This window comes from Bernardetia aquimarina, from assembly GCF_042180575.1.
Lineage (GTDB): Bacteria > Bacteroidota > Bacteroidia > Cytophagales > Bernardetiaceae > Bernardetia.
This window is the reverse complement of the sequence record NZ_CP170094.1, coordinates 522,476-541,333: the sequence shown is the minus strand read 5'-3', so window position 1 is coordinate 541,333 and position 18,858 is coordinate 522,476. Positions and strand designations below refer to the sequence as shown.

At 30.6% G+C, this 18,858-nt stretch carries 15 protein-coding genes; 11 read left to right on the top strand and 4 right to left on the bottom strand.

Annotation, left to right across the window (positions count from 1 at the left end; genetic code table 11):
• The first annotated feature begins 304 nt into the window (after window positions 1–304).
• The 5 genes from ACE193_RS02185 (at window position 305) to ACE193_RS02165 (ending at window position 6,563) form a co-directional block, all read left to right on the top strand.
• On the top strand, window positions 305–1,978 hold the full coding sequence (locus ACE193_RS02185; RefSeq protein ID WP_375561383.1) for a S41 family peptidase: 1,674 nt from the start codon (window positions 305–307) through the stop codon (window positions 1,976–1,978).
• Between the two features lie 325 nt (window positions 1,979–2,303).
• Complete coding sequence (locus ACE193_RS02180; RefSeq protein ID WP_375561382.1) at window positions 2,304–3,728, top strand: ATP-binding protein; 1,425 nt, start codon at window positions 2,304–2,306, stop codon at window positions 3,726–3,728.
• A gap of 103 nt (window positions 3,729–3,831) precedes the next feature.
• The gene (locus ACE193_RS02175; protein WP_375561381.1) at window positions 3,832–5,541 is read left to right on the top strand and encodes a serine hydrolase; all 1,710 of its coding nucleotides are present in this window, start codon (window positions 3,832–3,834) and stop codon (window positions 5,539–5,541) included.
• A 93-nt stretch (window positions 5,542–5,634) separates the two neighbouring features.
• Window positions 5,635–6,039, top strand: coding sequence for a phosphoribosylpyrophosphate synthetase (locus ACE193_RS02170; RefSeq protein WP_375561380.1), 405 nt, complete (start codon window positions 5,635–5,637; stop codon window positions 6,037–6,039).
• Window positions 6,040–6,155: 116 nt separating this feature from the next.
• Entirely contained in the window at window positions 6,156–6,563 is a 408-nt protein-coding gene (locus ACE193_RS02165; protein ID WP_375561379.1) for a septal ring lytic transglycosylase RlpA family protein, read from the top strand.
• Between the two features lie 48 nt (window positions 6,564–6,611).
• Here ACE193_RS02165 and ACE193_RS02160 read toward each other — a convergent pair whose 3' ends face one another.
• Window positions 6,612–7,853 carry a hypothetical protein gene (locus ACE193_RS02160; RefSeq protein ID WP_375561378.1) on the bottom strand — a complete coding sequence of 414 codons (1,242 nt, stop codon included), beginning with the start codon at window positions 7,851–7,853 and terminating at the stop codon, window positions 6,612–6,614.
• Window positions 7,854–7,924: 71 nt separating this feature from the next.
• Window positions 7,925–8,905 carry an ABC transporter ATP-binding protein gene (locus ACE193_RS02155; protein ID WP_375561377.1) on the bottom strand — a complete coding sequence of 327 codons (981 nt, stop codon included), beginning with the start codon at window positions 8,903–8,905 and terminating at the stop codon, window positions 7,925–7,927.
• A gap of 152 nt (window positions 8,906–9,057) precedes the next feature.
• Here ACE193_RS02155 and msrB point away from each other — a divergent pair, with 152 nt between their 5' ends.
• From msrB to ACE193_RS02125, 6 genes are all read left to right on the top strand, one after another.
• Window positions 9,058–9,654 (top strand): peptide-methionine (R)-S-oxide reductase MsrB, encoded by a 597-nt coding sequence (gene msrB / locus ACE193_RS02150; protein WP_375561376.1) that lies wholly within the window; start codon window positions 9,058–9,060, stop codon window positions 9,652–9,654.
• Window positions 9,655–9,949: 295 nt separating this feature from the next.
• The gene (locus ACE193_RS02145) at window positions 9,950–10,825 is read left to right on the top strand and encodes a DUF3822 family protein (RefSeq protein WP_375561375.1); all 876 of its coding nucleotides are present in this window, start codon (window positions 9,950–9,952) and stop codon (window positions 10,823–10,825) included.
• A gap of 112 nt (window positions 10,826–10,937) precedes the next feature.
• Complete coding sequence (locus ACE193_RS02140) at window positions 10,938–11,270, top strand: hypothetical protein (protein ID WP_375561374.1); 333 nt, start codon at window positions 10,938–10,940, stop codon at window positions 11,268–11,270.
• Window positions 11,271–11,569: 299 nt separating this feature from the next.
• A complete protein-coding gene (locus ACE193_RS02135; protein ID WP_375561373.1) occupies window positions 11,570–12,301 on the top strand; it encodes an electron transfer flavoprotein subunit beta/FixA family protein in 732 nt (243 codons plus the stop codon).
• A gap of 154 nt (window positions 12,302–12,455) precedes the next feature.
• Window positions 12,456–13,412 (top strand): electron transfer flavoprotein subunit alpha/FixB family protein, encoded by a 957-nt coding sequence (locus ACE193_RS02130; RefSeq protein WP_375561372.1) that lies wholly within the window; start codon window positions 12,456–12,458, stop codon window positions 13,410–13,412.
• A gap of 475 nt (window positions 13,413–13,887) precedes the next feature.
• Window positions 13,888–16,044 carry a DUF349 domain-containing protein gene (locus ACE193_RS02125; protein ID WP_375561371.1) on the top strand — a complete coding sequence of 719 codons (2,157 nt, stop codon included), beginning with the start codon at window positions 13,888–13,890 and terminating at the stop codon, window positions 16,042–16,044.
• A 772-nt stretch (window positions 16,045–16,816) separates the two neighbouring features.
• Here the strand turns inward: ACE193_RS02125 and ACE193_RS02120 are convergent.
• Both ACE193_RS02120 and ACE193_RS02115 read right to left on the bottom strand, forming a co-directional pair.
• Entirely contained in the window at window positions 16,817–17,503 is a 687-nt protein-coding gene (locus tag ACE193_RS02120; RefSeq protein WP_375561370.1) for a DUF4276 family protein, read from the bottom strand.
• Window positions 17,504–17,644: 141 nt separating this feature from the next.
• Entirely contained in the window at window positions 17,645–18,727 is a 1,083-nt protein-coding gene (locus ACE193_RS02115) for an AAA family ATPase (protein ID WP_375561369.1), read from the bottom strand.
• Between the last annotated feature and the right edge of the window lie 131 nt (window positions 18,728–18,858).

Here is an 18,858-nt window from a genome sequence, read left to right as displayed (position 1 = left end):
TATGTATAACTGGGACTTATTTTAGCAAACTAGAAATCAAAAATGATGATATACTTCACCATTTAGATTCTTAAATTTCAATAAACAAAACATTTATTACAACGAAATATGTGTTTTTTCTGTATATTAGATTAATAGAACAGAAAATGGATATTTATTTGTCCTTACTTTTGTGTAATTGATAGCTTCTAAATATAAGTCTCAAAAATTATTCTATTCTTTATAAATATTTTAGGGGAATATTAAAGCATCAATTACAAAACACTAAAAGAAAATTTATCAAAAACTTATATAGATTCTTCCTATGAAACTAAAACTTCCTAAACTAAAAAAGAAATTCAAATACGGTATTGCAGGGCTTTTAATTGTCTTTATGACAGGTTCGGCCTTCTATAATCCAAGTGAAAAGTATTTTGAGATTGCCAAAAACCTAGATATTTTTGCAACCCTTTTCAAAGAGGTAAATACATGGTATGTAGATGATGTAACACCTGCCAAACTCATGAAAACGGGAATTGATGCGATGTTGGCATCACTAGACCCTTACACAAATTATATTTCAGAAGACCAAATTGAAGACTATCGCACCATGACAACAGGTGAATACAGTGGAATTGGTGCATCTGTCGGAACAAGAGATGGTAGAATATTAATTATGATGCCCTTAGCAGGTTTTGCAGCCGATAAAGCAGGAATAAAAATAGGTGATGAAATTCTTGCTATTGATGGAATTTCATTAGCAGACAAAACGTATGATGAAACAAGCCAACTTTTGAAAGGACAAGCAAAAACAGATGTTATTCTTTCAATTAAACGATATGGAAATGAAAATCCGATTGATATTACAGTTACTAGAGAAAAAATTCAGACCTATAATGTGCCTTATTACGGAATGGTAACAGAAAATATCGGAATGATAAAACTAACTGATTTTACTCGTGATGCAAGCAAAGAAGTAAATGATGCTTTATTGGCTTTAAAAGCAAAAGGAGCAGAAAAAATAATTTTTGATGTAAGAGGAAATCCAGGAGGACTTTTGGATGAGGCTGTCAAAATCTCTAATATTTTTGTAGAAAAAGGAAAAGAGATTGTAAGTACAAAAGGAAAAGTAAAAGATTGGAACAAAACCTATAATGGTCTTTCAGAAGCAACAGATACACAGATTCCTTTAGTAGTCTTGACAAGTGGTACAAGTGCTTCGGCTGCCGAAATTGTTTCTGGAGTAATTCAAGATTATGACAGAGGAGTTTTGATTGGAGAAAATACGTATGGAAAAGGTTTGGTACAAGCCACTCGTTCGCTTTCTTACAACTCAAAACTAAAAGTTACGATAGCAAAATATTATATTCCAAGTGGAAGATGTATTCAAGCGATTGATTATGCCAACAGAAATGAAGATGGAAGCGTAGGAAAAATGGCTGATTCGCTTCGTATGCCTTTCAAAACGGCTGCTGGGCGTTTGGTATATGATGGAGGTGGAGTGAAGCCAGATATTTCTATCGAACACGACAAATATGCACCAATTACACAAACTTTATTTTTGAAAAGTCTTTTATTTGATTATGCCAATAAATATCATTTTGAACACAAAACAATCGCAGAGGCAAAGAAATTTAATCTAACAGATGCAGAATATAATGATTTTATCAAATGGCTTTCTACTAAGGAATATGATTATACAACTAAAGTAGAAAAAATGATAAAAGATTTGGAGGAAGTTGCTCAAAAAGAAGATTCTTATGAAGCTTTAAAACCTCAAATCAATGAATTCAAAAAGAGTATTGCTCATAATAAAGAAAATGATTTGCGTAATCATAAAGCTGAAATTATAGAGCTTTTAGAAAAAGAAATTGCTACTCGTTATTATTTAGAACAAGGAGCAATGGAGGCTACCTTTGATGATGATTTGGATATGAAAGCAGCTATTGAAGTATTGAATGATGAGGTTAGATACAAGAAAATTTTGAGTGCAAAATAATTTGAAATTATTCAAAGTTTTCAATGAACATGTAGGGCAAACGCACGAAAATAAAATGTGTGATTTTACACTCTTTTTGACCTATTTTTTTAGTTTTAAAATTCAAGCGAGGACGCTTGAATTAGACAAAAACTGGTTTAAGCGTCCTCGCTTGAACCAATTCTTAAAAAATAAAATTTCGTGCGTTTGCCTTAATGAACATGCCTTGAATCTCATAATTAGAAGTATTTGGTTTTGCTTTTTAATCATTGCAAAAATAAATACTTCTTTTTTGTTTCTTAAATCAAAATAGCAAAAAAACTGAAAATATTTATATCTCAATTTTATGACTAACTTAGAATACCTAAAAGAAAATCCCTATTTTCAAGAAGTTCCTGAAAATCAATTAGAATGGCTTTTGGAGCAAGCAGAATGTCAAGATTTGGCAGAAGGAGAATTTTTGTTTCAGCCTAATATCGAAATAAATTGTATGTATATTGTTTTGTGTGGCAGGATTCGTCTTTACATTGCCCAAAATGGACAGATGCGACAACTTGCTATCTATGAACCTCATGAAATTACAGGACAACTTCCCTATTCTCGTATGAGCAAATCAACAGGTTATGGGATTGCTTTAGAACCTACAAAATTACTTTGTTTTGATAAGTCCAAATTTCCTAAGCTTATTCAAAAAAATTATGAACTCACAGAAGCACTCGTAAGAAGAATGACAACACGAGTAAGAGAGTTTACCAAAAACCAGCAAATGACAGAAAAAATGGTTTCACTTGGAAAACTTTCTGCAGGGCTTGCTCATGAACTTAATAATCCAGCTTCAGCAGTTGTGCGTAGTGCAGAGTCTTTACAAAAACACCTCAAAAATACACCAGAGCAGTTTAAAGATGTAATGACAATTAAGGTAACAGCAGAGGAAGTCGAAAAAATCAATGATTTTATGTTCGAAAAAATCAATGATTACCAAAATAAAGATAAAAATACATCCCAAAAATCTAAAAAAACTATTCTTCAAAAAAGCAATTTAGAAGACGAATTATTAGATTACATGGAAGATAAAGAAGTGAGAGATGCCTTTGATATTGCACCAACTTTTGTAGAATATGATTTTGAAATTAAGGATTTGGAAAGGGTAGAAGAAATTGTTTCAGCAGCACATTTAAGCCCTGTTCTGAATTGGATTTGTAATAATTTAATTACTGAAAAAACAATTCAAGAAATAAAAGATGCTTCAGAACGAATTGGACATTTAGTAAAATCAATCAAGTCTTATACACACATGGACAAAGGTGCAGATGCTACACAAGTTTCGATTGTGGAAGGAATAGAAAATACATTGACTTTACTCAATCATAAAATTAAAGTCAAAAAAATAGAAGTAGAACTGAATTTTGAAGATAATTTACCAAAAGTACAAGGACAAGCAGGTGAAATCAATCAAGTTTGGACAAATATAATTGATAATGCGCTTGATGTAATGCCAGAAAATGGAGGAGGAAAACTACTCATAGAAAGTAAAAATGACCACGATTTTGTTTTGACAAAAATTACAGATAATGGAGGAGGAATTCCAAAAGAGATAATAAATAATATTTTTGACCCATTTTTTACCACAAAAGAAATAGGGAAAGGAACAGGCTTAGGATTGGATATTACACACCGAATCATTCAACAACACAAAGGAAGTATCAAAGTAAATTCTGAAAATGGACAAACTACTTTTGAGGTTTGTATTCCTATAAATGGACAATCTTAATAAAAAAATAAAAAGAAGAATTTTTGAAAATGATAAATTTTATGCAACCACATTCATAATTTAAGTGTCTTTGAAAATAAAAACTAATCCATTACCTTTTTATATGAATTTTATTTATTTTTATTCGGTGCTTTTTTGCTCATTTTTTTCAATTCAAATAGCTCTTTCTCAAAATCTACTTTACTCTTCTGACCCAAAATCTTTAGATAAAGAAATCCGTCAAGTAATGCAAGAAGCTCATATTCCTGCACTTTCTTTGGCTTATTTTGAAGGAAATAAAATCAAAAAAATAGGTGCGTATGGCTATCGGAATCTCTATGAAAAAGATTCTATTGATATAAACACAATTTTTTCGGCTGCTTCGTTGAGTAAAGTTTTGTTTTCTTATATCATTTTGCAGCTTGTAGAAGAAGGTAAACTAAATTTGGATACGCCTATTTCTTCTTATTATGATTATCCAGATTTTAAGCATTTAACAAATACTGAAGATAAAAAAAGAGTAGAATCAGTTACCACAAGAATGCTTTTGACACACCAAACAGGACTTCCAAACTGGCGCAACGGAAATCTTAATTTTGAATATTCAAACAATAATCAATTTCACTATTCAGGAGAAGGATTTATGTGGTTACAAAAAACAGTAGAACATATCACAGGAAAAAATCTTGAAAAATTAGCTCAAGAAAGAGTTTTTATTCCTTTAGAAATGAAAAATACAAGTTATGAATGGCAGCAATACTTTGAAGAAAATTATGCACTACCTCATAATAAATTATCTGTTTTGGAAAATGCCCCTAAATGGACAAAAGCAGGTGCAGCATACAGCTTACAAACAACGGCTGAAGATTATGCAAAATTTTTGATGGCTATTTGTAATCATCAAGGACTTTCTAAGGAAATGGTTGAAAAGTTTTTAACACCACAAATTATAGCTACTTCTTCGAATGATGCTGTAATAGAATGGGGACTCGGAGTAGGATTACAAACTAAAAATAATCAAAAACAGTTTTGGCATTGGGGCGATAACGGAGCTTTTAAGGCTTATTTTGTAGTTTCTCCTCATCAGAAAAACGGTTTGGTCTATTTTGCAAATAGCAGGAATGGACTTTCTATTACACCAAAAATTACTTCTTTCTTTATGGAAAATGAGCAAACAGGGTGGGAGTGGCAAGGCTATCAATATTATAAAGAAACAGCTTTTCATGCCTTTTATGATTTTATAGAAACAGATTTTGATGCAGCAATTAAAAACTATTCTATTAAAAAAAATAAAAATTTTATTCGTGATACTACTAAACTCAATGAACAAATTATGAATAAAATAGGAGAAGAATTTATAAATCAACGTCGTTTTGAAGAAGCAAAAAAATCCTTTTATTCTAATCTAAAATTTTATCTCAACTCAATCAATACTTATCAAAATTTGGGTTTGATTGCTCTAAAAGAGGGGAATAATCAAAAGGCTATAGAGTTTTATGAGAAGAGTTTAGAACAAGAAACCGATAAACAAAATTCTCAAAGAATAGAAAAAATCATAAACCAACTTACTCAACCTCAAAAAGGTGCTATTATTTTCAGACTTTCCTCTTATCAAAATGCAAAAATGATAAGTTTGGTAGGTAATTTTAATGATTGGAATGAAACATCAAATATATTCCAAAAAGAAAAAGGTAAATGGATTTGTAAAATAGATTTAGACAAGGGAAACTATGATTATAAATTTATTATAGATGGCGTTTGGATAATTGACCCTATAAATAAAACTTCAAAACATACAGGAACAAGCCATGTTTCTGTTCTTGAAGTAGAATAAATCAATTTTATCCAAAACAAAACCCCTTAAAAGAGACTTTAATAGATAAGAAACTACTATTTTTTAAACTTTAATTTTTAAAAAACTATTATTATGGATAACAACAAAGAAAATCAAAAACAACAGCAAAAAGAAGATAGAATTGTATTAGAAGAATTACAGCATACTAATACTAATTCAAATCCAAATTCTCCTCTTCATACACTTGATACATTGAGTGAAACAATGAATGCACTCAAAAATGAAGGTTATACAACTGATTTTAATCTAAAAAAAGAATGTTTGGTGTGCGAAAAAGATGGAAAAGAAATTCATATCTATCCAAATGAATTCGAAATTAAAGACACTTTTCGTTTTGAGGGAGAAACAAACCCTTCTGATTCTGCTATTTTATATGCTATCAAATCTGACAAATACAATTTAAAAGGTGTTTTGGTAAATGCGTATGGCGTTTATGCTGAGGATATGGCTGGCGAAATGGCAAAGAAATTTAAGTAAGAGTTGATTTTATATAAAAGAAAAAAAGAAGGGAGGTTTTGACATTGACCTTCTTTTTTTGTTTAATTATTTTACTAAATTGAGAAATCAAAATAATAATAAAAAGTCAAAATAATATGAAATTCAAAGTTAAAGTGGTTTTTCTATTTCTATCATTAATTGTTGTTTCTTCTTCTTGTACTTCTCTGTTTGGTAAGAAAAAAGATACTTCTTCTGCAAAAGCAGGAGAACATTCTGAAACAGGAATTGCATCTTATTACGGAGATAAATATGAAGGAAGACCCACAGCAAGTGGCGAAAAGTTTAGACAAAAACTCTTGACAGCAGCACACCGAACTCTTCCTTTTGGTACAATGGTAACAGTTACTAATCTGAAAAATGATAAGAAAATCAGAGTACGAATAAATGACAGAGGACCTTTTAAAAAAGGAAGAATAATTGATGTTACACGAAAAGGTGCCGAAATGTTAGATTTTGTTCGTGATGGACTTACAGAGGTAAAAATAGAATATGACTTGGAATGAAATGCCCTGTTGTAAGTTATGGGTTATAAATGATGTTTCATACTCTTATTATCTGTCTAGCAATTCTTTAATTTCCTGTAGTTTTTTAAGATAAATAGCATGCTTTTCTGCGTCTTTTTTGCTGTATTTCTCTTTTTCTCTTTCTTTTTTTCTTTTTTCATTATTTTCTGCATAGTTTATTTCTTTCTCTATTGCATATTTGGCTGTTTTTTGTTGTCCTGCAAAACTACAAGCAAAGTTTGGATTTGCTTTTTGGTTTAATAGTGTCTTTAGAAGTTCTGTATTATGTTTTTCTACGACAAGTATTAAAGGGTTTTTTCCAAACGAACCACATTGATTCCAGTTTACATTGTATTTTGCCACCAATTCTATCCATTCTTTTCTTGTATGCTGGTTTGCTTTTTTCTTAGTACGATTGCTATAAACTCGTCCATCAAAATTTTCGTCGATTATTTTTTCTAAAAAAATACCATCCATACAAGAAGCATCAACATTATTTTCTAAAAGCCATTTTGTACGTTCAAAATTAATTTTTTGAAATTGAGTTATTTTAGATAATTGAGTAAATTCTTCACAGGTTATTTTGCTTATATCAATTTTATATTTTTCTGCTAACTGCTTGTAATTCTCTTCTTCAAACAAACTTACTTTATCTATATTTTCAGTCTTTGCTCCGTTTTCAATCAAAAAGTCAAGTGTTTTTTCATCATTAGTCTGTATAATTAAATTTTCGGTTTTTGCTCCCAAACTTAGAACAAACTTTATATTTTCTAACTCATTCTGACTAACATAATTTTCTAAGATAGAACCTACATCTTTTGTCTTTGTGTCCAAATTTGCACCACGATTCACAAGCTGACGAATCATAATTGTATCTTCACTAAAAAGCATTACAATAGGATATTCTTTTAAAATAGTAGTTGTTTTTTTACCTCTTTTTTTAAATTTTGTACGTAAAAGACGGTTACTTACAGCTACTCCCATATTAACAAAAAGTCTTTCTAATGCACCAGAAACAACTTCTTCTTTAAGACTACAAGGAATATTTATATCAACATTTTGAGCAATAAAATTATCAATATTTTTTATTGTTTCGTCTCTACTTGTACTATCAACCAAACATTTACAAAAGGCACGTTGTAGAGAATCTTGTTTTTGTTGTTGTAGAAGTTGAGCTAGTTTTTCAGTATGACTTTCTTCTACATCTTCTGTTTTCTTGGCTGTCTGACAAGAAAAAATAAATAATAAAAGAGATAGAGAAAAAACTAAAAATAGATATTGAATCTTCATAAAATGATAAAATAAGAGTAAGTAAAGTTTTTTTTGAAACATCAAAATACAAAATTCTTTTAAGATTTAATTTACTCTAAACAAAAAGTCTTTTTTATTTCAATCTGTAATTCATCATTTTTTTTGAATTCCTTATAGGTATTTATATGAACTTGAAAGGTTTGATGGTTTTTATTTTTTCCTATTAATTTATAACTATTCCCATAAAAATTTATTTTTTCTATTTTTATTGTTTCTAAGTGAGTTTGATTTTCTATTTTAGGATTTTTATCAAGAATTTCAATCCATTCTGGACGAGTGTATTCTGATTCTGATAGTTGCTGAATTTCTCCAAAAAGTGTCGCCACATATTTTGTAAGAGGATTTTGATATAATTTTTGAGGAGAATCTAACTGTTCAATTTTTCCATTTCGCATAACAGCAAGTTTGTCAGAAAGAGATAGAGCATCTTGCAAATCATGGGTAACTAAAATAGTTGTGGTCTGTGTTTTTTCTAAAATGGTTTTAATTTGTTGGCGAACCTCTCCCTTTAATTGTTCATCAAGGTTTGAAAAAGGTTCATCCAAAAGTAAAAGTTCAGGTTTGGGAGCAAGCGCACGAGCTAATGCAATTCGTTGTTGTTGTCCTCCTGAAAGCTCATGAGGAAATCTTTTTTCATAATTTGGTAATTCTACAAGAGATAACATTTCGCTTACCCTGTCCTTTTTTTGTGATTTGTTATATAATTTACTGCTCAATCCATAAGCGATATTCTCAAAAACAGTCAAATGAGGAAAAAGGGCATAATGTTGAAAAAACAAACCGACATTTCGCTTTTCAGGTTTTACAAAAATAGAGTTTTTGTTATCGAATACTGATTTGTTTTGTAAAATAATAGAGCCTTCTGAAGGTTTTTCTAATCCTGCTATCATTCTCAAAAGTGTAGTTTTGCCACTTCCACTTTCTCCCAAAAGAGCCAATGTTTCGCCTTTTTGGAGAGAAAATGAAACATCATTGACAGCATAGTTTTCCATTAAAGGAAATTGTTTATAAATAGTTGTGAGTTGTAGCATACGCTTTAGTGAGAAAAATGTATCGTACTTTTTTAAGGTGTAAAAAGTGTATAAAAAATTAAACAACAAATTTCGATAAAAAATAGTATTATACGCCATTTTTTTATAATTCCTTAATAAACAAAGTATTAGATTATTTCGTTTATAGAAATATGAAAATAAAAACTTTAATTTTGCCAATATTAGCTGTTGTTTGTTCGATAGGAATTATTGCATTTTTGAGCTTCACAAATGATTCTCAAAATAAATCTGAAAACAATAAGGCTGATAAAAAAGTAGAGGCTACTGAAAGCCTTGAAGATAATTCACATTATAAAAATCTAAACCACTTAAAAAATAAAAAAGATACTTCTATGTCAGATTACAAAGAAAAGAAAACTGAAGCCGAATGGAAAGAAGAATTAACAGAAAATGAATACCGAGTTTTGCGTCAAAAAGGAACAGAACGAGCATTTACTGGTGAATTTTATGACCATCACGAAAAAGGAATTTATACTTGTGGAGCGTGTCATGAAAAACTATTTGATTCAAAAACAAAATTTGAGTCAGGTAGTGGATGGCCAAGTTTTTATACAACGATTGAGGGAAATGTAAAGGAAATAACTGATCGTTCTCATGGCATGGTTCGTACAGAAGTAGTTTGTAATAATTGTGGTTCGCATCTAGGACACGTTTTTAATGATGGACCCAAACCAACAGGGATGCGCTATTGTATCAATTCTATTTCGTTAGATTTTGAAAAAGAATAGTAAGAAATTATAAATTAGCTCCTGAAATGAAATACGAGTGATACAAATAATAAAAAAGGCATTTTGATTGATTTCAGAATGCTTTTTTTATGAGAATAAAACAGAAAAGAAATAGAATAAAACGAATACAAAATTTTGCTTTTTATATAAAATTTAAAACTCAGGACATTTTACTTCTAAAATCTGACTTTTAACTTCTCACTTTGTTTGCAAGAGTGTAGTTTTTTTAGTTTCTTAGCTATTCGATTAGTAACTATAAAAATTAGTCGCATCACATTAACACAAAAAAAATAGCGTGTTCCAAGAAGATTTAATTTTACGAGATGAAAAGTTTGAAGTCGACCAAATTGGCAGATACAAACTATGTTTTGCCCTTACACCCACCCAGTGTCGTTTGGCTGTTTTTGATACGAAATCAGACCGTTGTTTGTGTTATGAACGCTATACGGTTGATTCTCCTTTCGAAAATGATGAGCAAATTTTAGAAGCATTTAGTTATTTAGTAGATACACATAGTTTTGCTTCTGCTGGTTATTGGCAGAAAATTGCACTGATGATGGGCGAGCAAGAATTTACTTTTGTTCCTGATGAATTTTTTAGGACAGAATATGCACTTTCTTATCTGCGTTTTAATACTACACTAGATACGTCTAGAAGCTATGTACAGTTTAGCGAACACCAACTTGCATCTACAAACTGTCTTTTTTCTATGCCCAAAGCAGTTTCTGATTGGATAGAAGAAAAATATCCTCATCAAAAAACAGGAATTACGTATGTACATCAAACGGCTGCTTTTTTGGAAGGTCTTTTATTACAAGAAAATAAATCAAATCAAGTGCATGCGTTGATAGAAGGAAACCAACTTTTTGTAGCTGTTTTGGATGGGCAGAACCTACTTTTCTTGAATCGTTTTGAGTTTAAGAATGCCGAAGAAGTAGCTTATTTTATTTTGGCTGTAAGTGATGACGCAAAAATAGATTCTCAAAAACTGGAAGTTGTTCTTTATGGACAAATTAATAAGGATGGAAAAATTTTTCAGCTTTTAGATAGATATGCTTATGTGAAATTTGGTCAGCGTACTGCCCATTTGAGTTTTGGTTATCACTTTGACCAACTAGAAAGCCACGAAGATTTTGATTTGTTTAGTTTGTATTATGTCAAAACAGTTTAAAAAAAGAAGTCAGATTTATGAAGTAAGAAGTCCAAAATAAATGAATGAAATACGAATTTGTAGAGAAAATAGCTTGTCTTTTTTTCTATATAAGAATTAATTTGATTACAATATGGGGTATAAAAATGTATGTTTAGAATGCAGAAGAACAGAGAATTTGGGAACTAACTACGAAAAAATTGTTGCAAAAAAATGTCCTAAATGCGCTGAAAAAATGCTTTTTGTCAGTCATCTTTTCAAACCTCCTAAAAAATCAAATGATAAATTATGGAAAGTTGCAATTTTTTTGATTCAAAATGGATTTAGTTTTCAACATGTTTATAAAATAAAAGAGAATGAAAACTCATTGAGTGAAGAATTAGTAAGTTATCCTATTACTATCTCAGACGCTAAAGTATTTATTAAGACATACAAGGAACAGGCTATTGATATTTTGACAAGGTAATTTCGTGTATCTGACTATAATTTAATTTTAAGAAAGAGTGCGAAGAAGTATCATACAATGCTACATTATTTTAGACATTTGCCTCAAAAAAGTCATTTTCCTTCAACAATCTATTACAAAATTGCGCTTTTAAAGAACATGCCGTATATTCGCAGTTAGATTCACACACATTCCAAACATTTTTATTAATCATTCCTTTTATCTAGGTAGTTTCAAAGGTTTATCTTTAAGAAAAATCTTTAGTAAATTAAGAAAAAGGAATTATTCATTTTTTAACTCGTTTTTACCAATCTCTTTATATGAATATATTAGTTTGCATTTGTCATGTACCCGACACAACAACAAAAATTAAATTTGATGGTACAGAATTAGACAAAAACGGTGTACAGTTTATTATTGGTCCTTATGATGATTATGCTCTTGCTCGTGCCGTAGAACTCAAAGAGGCAAGTGGAGGAAAACTGACTGTCCTCAATGTAGGAGAAGCAGATACAGAACCTACTATCCGTAAAGCATTAGCTATTGGAGCAGATGATGCTGTTCGTATCAATGCACACCCAAAAGATGCTTATTTTGTCGCTGAACAGATTGCAGCGTATGCAAAAGACAAAAATTTTGATATGATTTTGATGGGACGTGAAGCCAGTGATTATAATGGTGGACAGGTTCATGGAATGGTTGCCGAAATGTTAGATATGCCTTGTATCGTTCCTTGTATGACATTAGAAGTAGAAGGAAATACAGCTAAAATGGGGCGTGAAATCGAAGGTGGAAAAGAATATGTAGAATGTGAAATGCCATTTGTAGCAGGTTGTCAAGAACCAATCGCAGAATGGAAAATTCCTAACATGCGTGGTATTATGATGGCTCGTAAAAAGCCTTTAGAAGTAGTTGAACCAACTTCACAATCAGCACCAACAGAAATCGTAAATTTCGAACTTCCTCCTTCTCGTGGAAATGTAAAAATGATTGATGCTGATAATATGGACGAACTTGTACGTCTTTTGAAAGAAGATGCAAAGGTACTCTAATCAATTTCAAATTAGGAATTACGAATTACGAATTATATACTACTATTTATTAATGACGTTATTTGTATTTTCTCTCTTTCATTGGTTTTGCCGTTGTTGGTGTCCTCACCAACGACATATTACATAAAATTAAAAATATAAAACAAATAAAACTATGTCAGTTTTAGTATATATAGAAGCAGATAACAATGCAGTGAAAAAGTCTTCATTAGAGGCATTGACGTATGCAACCAAAATGAACACAGGAGATGTAACAGCTTTAGTTACAGATAAAGCCGAAAATTTAGCAGACCTTGGGAAATATGGTGTCAAAACTGTTTTGCAAGTAAGTGATGACAAACTTTCTACTCGTCCTGTAAGTGCTATTGCTAGTGCTATTTCAGCAGCAGCTAATAAAGTTGGTGCAAATACAGTTGTTATGTCACGTTCTTCTACTGTTGATGCAGCAGCACCACGAGTAGGCGTAAAAATGAAGGCAACAGTAGCTTCAAACGTAGTTGCATTACCTCAAACAGACAATGGTTTTGTCGTTCGTAGAGGTGTTTTTACAGGAAAAGCTTTTGCAGACACAAAATTAGAAGGCGAAAATAAAGTGCTTACAATAGCTAAAAATGCACTTGCAGTAGATGATTCTGTTGGTGGTTCGGCTACTGTTGAAGCGTTTAGTCCAGAATATGGAGCTAAAGATTTTGCTATCAAGGTAACAGATGTGAAAAAACAAGAAGGTGATATTTTATTGCCAGAAGCTGATTTAGTTGTTTCTGCTGGTCGTGGATTGAAAGGTCCTGAAAACTGGGGAATGATTGAAAACTTAGCAAATGAATTACACGCAGCAACAGCTTGTTCTAAACCAGTTTCAGATATGGACTGGAGACCTCACCACGAACACGTAGGTCAAACAGGAATCAAAGTTGCTCCTTCTTTATATATTGCTATTGGTATTTCGGGTGCAATTCAGCATTTAGCAGGTGTAAACTCTTCTAAAACTATTGTTGTAATTAATAAAGATGGAGAAGCTCCTTTCTTCAAATCGGCTGATTATGGTGTAGTAGGAGATGCTTTTGATGTAGTTCCTAAACTTACTGAAGCTCTCAAAAAAGCTGGAATTTAGTATTAGGTTTTAATGACAACTTCTAAGGAATTGAAATTAAATAACATACTTATTTGAAAATAACAAAATATTGATATTCAGTGTATTACATTCGTAATTATTCCTAAGTTGTCAGCGACAAAAAACGCTTTACATTTAATTTTGTAAAGCGTTTTTTTATTGTCTAGTCTTATGATGTTATTTCAAGATTAGATAATTTTTTGTTTTTTTACTCGGTCTTTATAATTGTGGCTATTGGTTTTGTTATCGATAAAATATCAAAATAGGATTTTTCTTTTTTTATAAGAAAACTTTGTTATTAGATAGATAATTTGTCTATCAATTCAATTTAATTTTTCTAACTTTGCCAATGACTGTATTTTTGTAATACAGCTATAAAATAATTACTTCCTTAGCTTTATATTTAATTGATAAAAAAGGAATCATTAGTTTATAAAATTGCCTTACGTATATTGTTTTTCCACAAGCTCATTTGATGACAGAGTCTCAAGGCTTAAAAGAAATAACAATACTTTTATTTATTGCTGATTTTTATCTTGTAACTATTATGATGAACGAAGAAAACGAGAATTTGACAAACGAAAACGAAACTACTAATCAAGACCAAGTAGTAAACGAACTGGAAAATAACCTAGAAAAACCAGAACTTAAAGACGAATCAGCAGAAGAAGCTGATGAAGAGGTAAGTCAAGAAGATTTGGAAGCTATCAAAAAAGAAAGCGAAGAAACAAATGCTTCGGATGATGAAAAAACAGATGATACAGAAAATGAAAATTCGGAAAAAGAAAAAACCGAAGAACGTCCTCAAGAAGACTATTCTACATTTTCGAAAGAAGAATTAGTTTCTAAAAGTGCCATGCTTGCAGCAGAAGCAACAGCTTCAGAAGGCAGAATAAACTTTCGTTATTTGGATGACCAAGTTTCAAAAATTAGAGAATTCATAGACAGTTTCAATGAAAAAGAACGTGAAGAAGCTCGTCAAAAATATGAAGAAGCAGCAACAACAGCCGAAGAAAAAGAAGGATTTTCATTCCAACAAGACCAATTTACAGGAATGTTTTATGAAAACTTTAAGGCAATAAAAGAAGCAAAACGCAATCATTACGCAAAGTTAGAAAGCGAAAAACAAAGTAATTTAAAGAAAAAACAAGCTATTATTGAAGAACTTCGTTCTCTGACTGATACTTCAAAGCCAAGTGAACTTTCAAGAAAAGGTGAATTTGATAGAGTTAAAGCGATTCAATCAGAATTTAAAAGTATTGGATATGTTCCGATGCAAGAAGCTGATGAAATTTATAGAAATTATAAGGCATTACTTGACCTTTTTTATAATCAAAAATCACAAGAGCGTGAACTTTTAGCTCTTGACCGTGAACGTAATTTGGAAGCCAAAAAGACGATTGTTACTCGTGCTGAAGAACTTTTGAATTATGATAAAATCAATGATGCAGTTACTGAACTCAATCGTTTGCATCAAGAATATAAGCGAATTGGACCTGTTCCTAGAGCAGATAGAGAAGAACTTTGGGAGCGTTTTAAATTAGCTTCTGACAAAATTTATGATGCTCGTAGAGAGTATGCAGAGAATTTTAAGGCACAGTTGGAAGAAAATATGAAACTCAAACAAGACCTTTGCTTGAAAGTAGAAGAGTTTGTAAGTTTTGATACAGACAGAATTAGAGATTGGAATAACAAAACTCAAGAACTTGTTGAGCTTCAAAAACAATGGGATGCGATTGGACCTGCCCCTCGTGAAGTAGCTAAAAGTTTGAACAAACAATTTTGGGATAATTTTAAATTATTTTTCAACAATAAATCTAAATTCTTTGAGAAATTAGATGCAGCTAGAGATGAAAATTTAGTCAAAAAACAAGAGCTTATCAAACAAGCTGAAGAACTCAAAGAAAGTACAGACTGGGATAATGCAGCCAATCAACTAAAAAGATTGCAGAGTGAATGGAGAGAAATTGGACATGTTCCTGAAAAGCAACGTGAAGTAGTTTATCAACAATTCAAACAAGCTGCTGATTATTTCTTTGAGCGTCGTCGTAATCGTTATAAAGAACAAGATGCTGCACAAGAAGAAAATTTGAAACAAAAATTAGAAGTTTGTAATCAAATAGAAGAACTTGCAAAAGCAAAGTCAAATGATACAGTAAAATTACAAGAATTACATTTGAAGTTTCATGAAATTGGTTTTGTACCACGTAAAAATATTCGTACCATTCAAGACCGTTTTGATGAGGTAAATAAAAAGTTTATGAAAAATTCGGAATTAAGCAGCGAAGAAGCTCAAACATTCCACTTCAAAACACAAGCAAAAGCTATTAAGAATAATCCAAAAATGGCTGGAGACTTCAAACAAACTGAAAACAAACTCAAACGTAAAATTACAGATTTAGAAAACGAAATTAATTTGTGGCAAAATAATATTGAGTTTTTTGCAAAATCAAAAACGGCTGACAAACTTCGTGAAGAATTTAACGAAAAAATTTCAAATGCAAAAACTGAAATTGCAGCCATAGAAAATCAAATCAAAATCTTGACAACTCCTCCAAAAGAAGAAAAAGTGGAAGAAAACAAAGAAGTTGAAGCAAACACAGAAACTTCAAATACTGACTCTGAAAACTAGAATTGCTTATTTTCTAATTTTTGTTTCTAAAAAAAGGCATTTTATTCAAAATTATTTTTTGAATAAAATGCCTTTTTGATTTATGATCATTTTGAAATTTGTAGAAAAAATGACTTCTCTGTCATATTTGGCTTGTGGCAGAAGTAGAGGTTATAAAAGTTTTGGCTCTTCCGACAATTTAGCGATAATTTTGTAATTTAACTTTCCTATGGACGCTACAACAATAGAACTATTATTAGGATTTCAGATTTTTCAGTAACACAAATAGAATCTTATAAACAGCGATTGACTATTTATGGAGAAAGCAATTTGGAAGAATTTATGTATCCCAATCTAACTGAAAAAACACCAAAACTTTCGTATAAGGATTGTATAAAATTTTCTTTTGATTATTTTTCTTTTGTGAAAGAACTGAAAATGAGTACTTAGGAACAATTACGACCTGTCAAAGCAACAAAGCATACTACTGGACAAAGTGTTATATTGTTACATCCTTATATTTCTATAAGGTCAAGTTTGTAGAGTGACTGTTTAAAATAGACAGTCTGCTCTTTTGAACTGGACTATTTGTTGAAAAATACTAGTAGTATGCTATTGATTATTCTTTACTAATTCTGTTTTTTGTTGGTCATCACAACGGCAACCCAAAGTTAAAGACCAACAGGCTTAGGCTTCTCACACTCTAATTTTGTAAGTAAAGATGGAATATAAAACAAGTGAAATTTGAGTTGGGTAAGAGGTGTTTTGGTTTCAAAGAATTTTCAAATTTATTTTATCGTTTCTGTAATTCCATAATCAATTTATCCAACCAGTTTTTGAAACGAGGACATTTTTCTAAAATAATTTCAATTCCTGTTAGTTCAGCTATTTGAATTCCGTCGATAACCTTTGCATACTTTTGATTGTTATTTTTATAAATCCTCTCTAACCTTTTGGAAGGAGCATTTTCTAAAGTATGGTTTATATCTTCCACACTTTCAAAATCATTACACATTTCTATAACTTCCTCTTTTATTTTATCAAGATGTAAATCAAAACCTTCTTTTGGATTTGATAAAAATAGCGTTTCTATTTCGTGTCTTGTGATATTTGGAATAAAGAATGGATACTTTTTGATTGAATTGATTATTTCAAATAAATTACCTTCCATGCATTTTATACGCTCTTCTGTTTCTTGTTTTTGGCTACAAACCTCATAATTAGGTAATTTTCTTACGCTATTTATTCCATAATGGTCTATAAAAGTAGTAATTATAGGTTCATTTTTATAATAAAGCAAAGGTTCTATTGTATTTTTCAAATGTTCTATATTATCGTAACCGTGTCCACCTCCACTTTTTTCAATCATAATTCCTTGTATGTGGGTGTATATGTTTTGGCTGTTAAAATAAGGAATTACTAATTGATTAATAAACTCTAACTCCGTTTCTCCTTCTACAACGATATATAAATGCTTCATAGATTTTATTTTGAAAATTTCTAAGGAATAAGAATTAAATAAATGGTTATTTTTAATAAATTGATATTCAGTGATTTATAATCGTAATTAGCTACACTGACTTTCAATTCGTAATTTTTAATTCGTAATTCGTAATTGATTCTAAGGTCTTGCACCAATAACATTTTTATTCCAAACATCGCCTATTGTGTATTCTTTGAGCCAATCTTCCAAACTTTCAGAAGACTGTAAGGTAAAAACAGACTGTTTTTCTTTTCTATCCACTGTAATAATATCATCGGCTGAAAAATTATCTACCAAAGTTACAGATTGTGTAGAAATAATAATCTGACTAGAAACAGAGGCTTTATTGATAAGTCCTGCTAATTTATGAATAGCAAAAGGATGTAAACCCAATTCGGGTTCATCAATAATTATGATTTTTGGAAGTTCGGGTTGTAAAAAAAGTGTAGCTAAAGCAATAAAACGCAATGTTCCGTCAGAAAGATGATAAGCACTAAATGGAAAATCACTTTCTTTTTCTTGCCAACGCAACTCTATTTGTTTTTCATTGAGCCTGTCAGGTTGCAAATCAAATCTATCAAAAAAAGGAGCTACCGAACGAACAATAAACTCTATTTGCTTAAATGACTTTGGATGTTTTTCTTGTAAATAATATAAATAAGCTGCTAAATTTCTACCGTTTTCTGCTAAATACCTATTGTCATTGATTTGTGAAGGAGCTTTGAGTGGCGAGGTGCTACTTGTATCGTGAAAATGATAAATTTTGAAACTTTCTAAATGTTTTCTTTCGAAGTTCAATGAAGAAGGCTCTTTGTCTTTTAATCTACTTTCATCAACATTCTCATCTATATAGCTAAAATTGTGGTTTTTAAATGGTTCTACATTAGCACAAGATACTGTTTTCAAATATCCATTATTAGAGTTTTGTTTGGGGTGAATTATGATTCGTAATGTAGTTTCAATTTTTTTATCTTCAGTTTCAAAAAAAAGAAGCATACTTAAAAAACTACTCTTTTTTCTACCAAAATAAAGCAAGCTATCAATATCATTTCCTATATATTCTTGTAACCTCTGTTCATAGATTTGATTGAGAAGTTTAAATATTTCAATAAAATTACTTTTCCCTACTCCATTAGCACCAATCAAGATATTAATTGGACGCAAACAAATATCTAATTCTTTTATAGATTTGAAGTTTTCTATTTTTATTCTACTTATCATTGTTTTACCTTGCTAATTCTGTTTGTATTATAGCTTCTTAGTTTGCAGAATTAAAATTACATAAAAGCAGTTTAATAAAAAAATGCAATTTTTTAATTTACTTTGAAGAATTGAGTTTGTATTTTTATCAA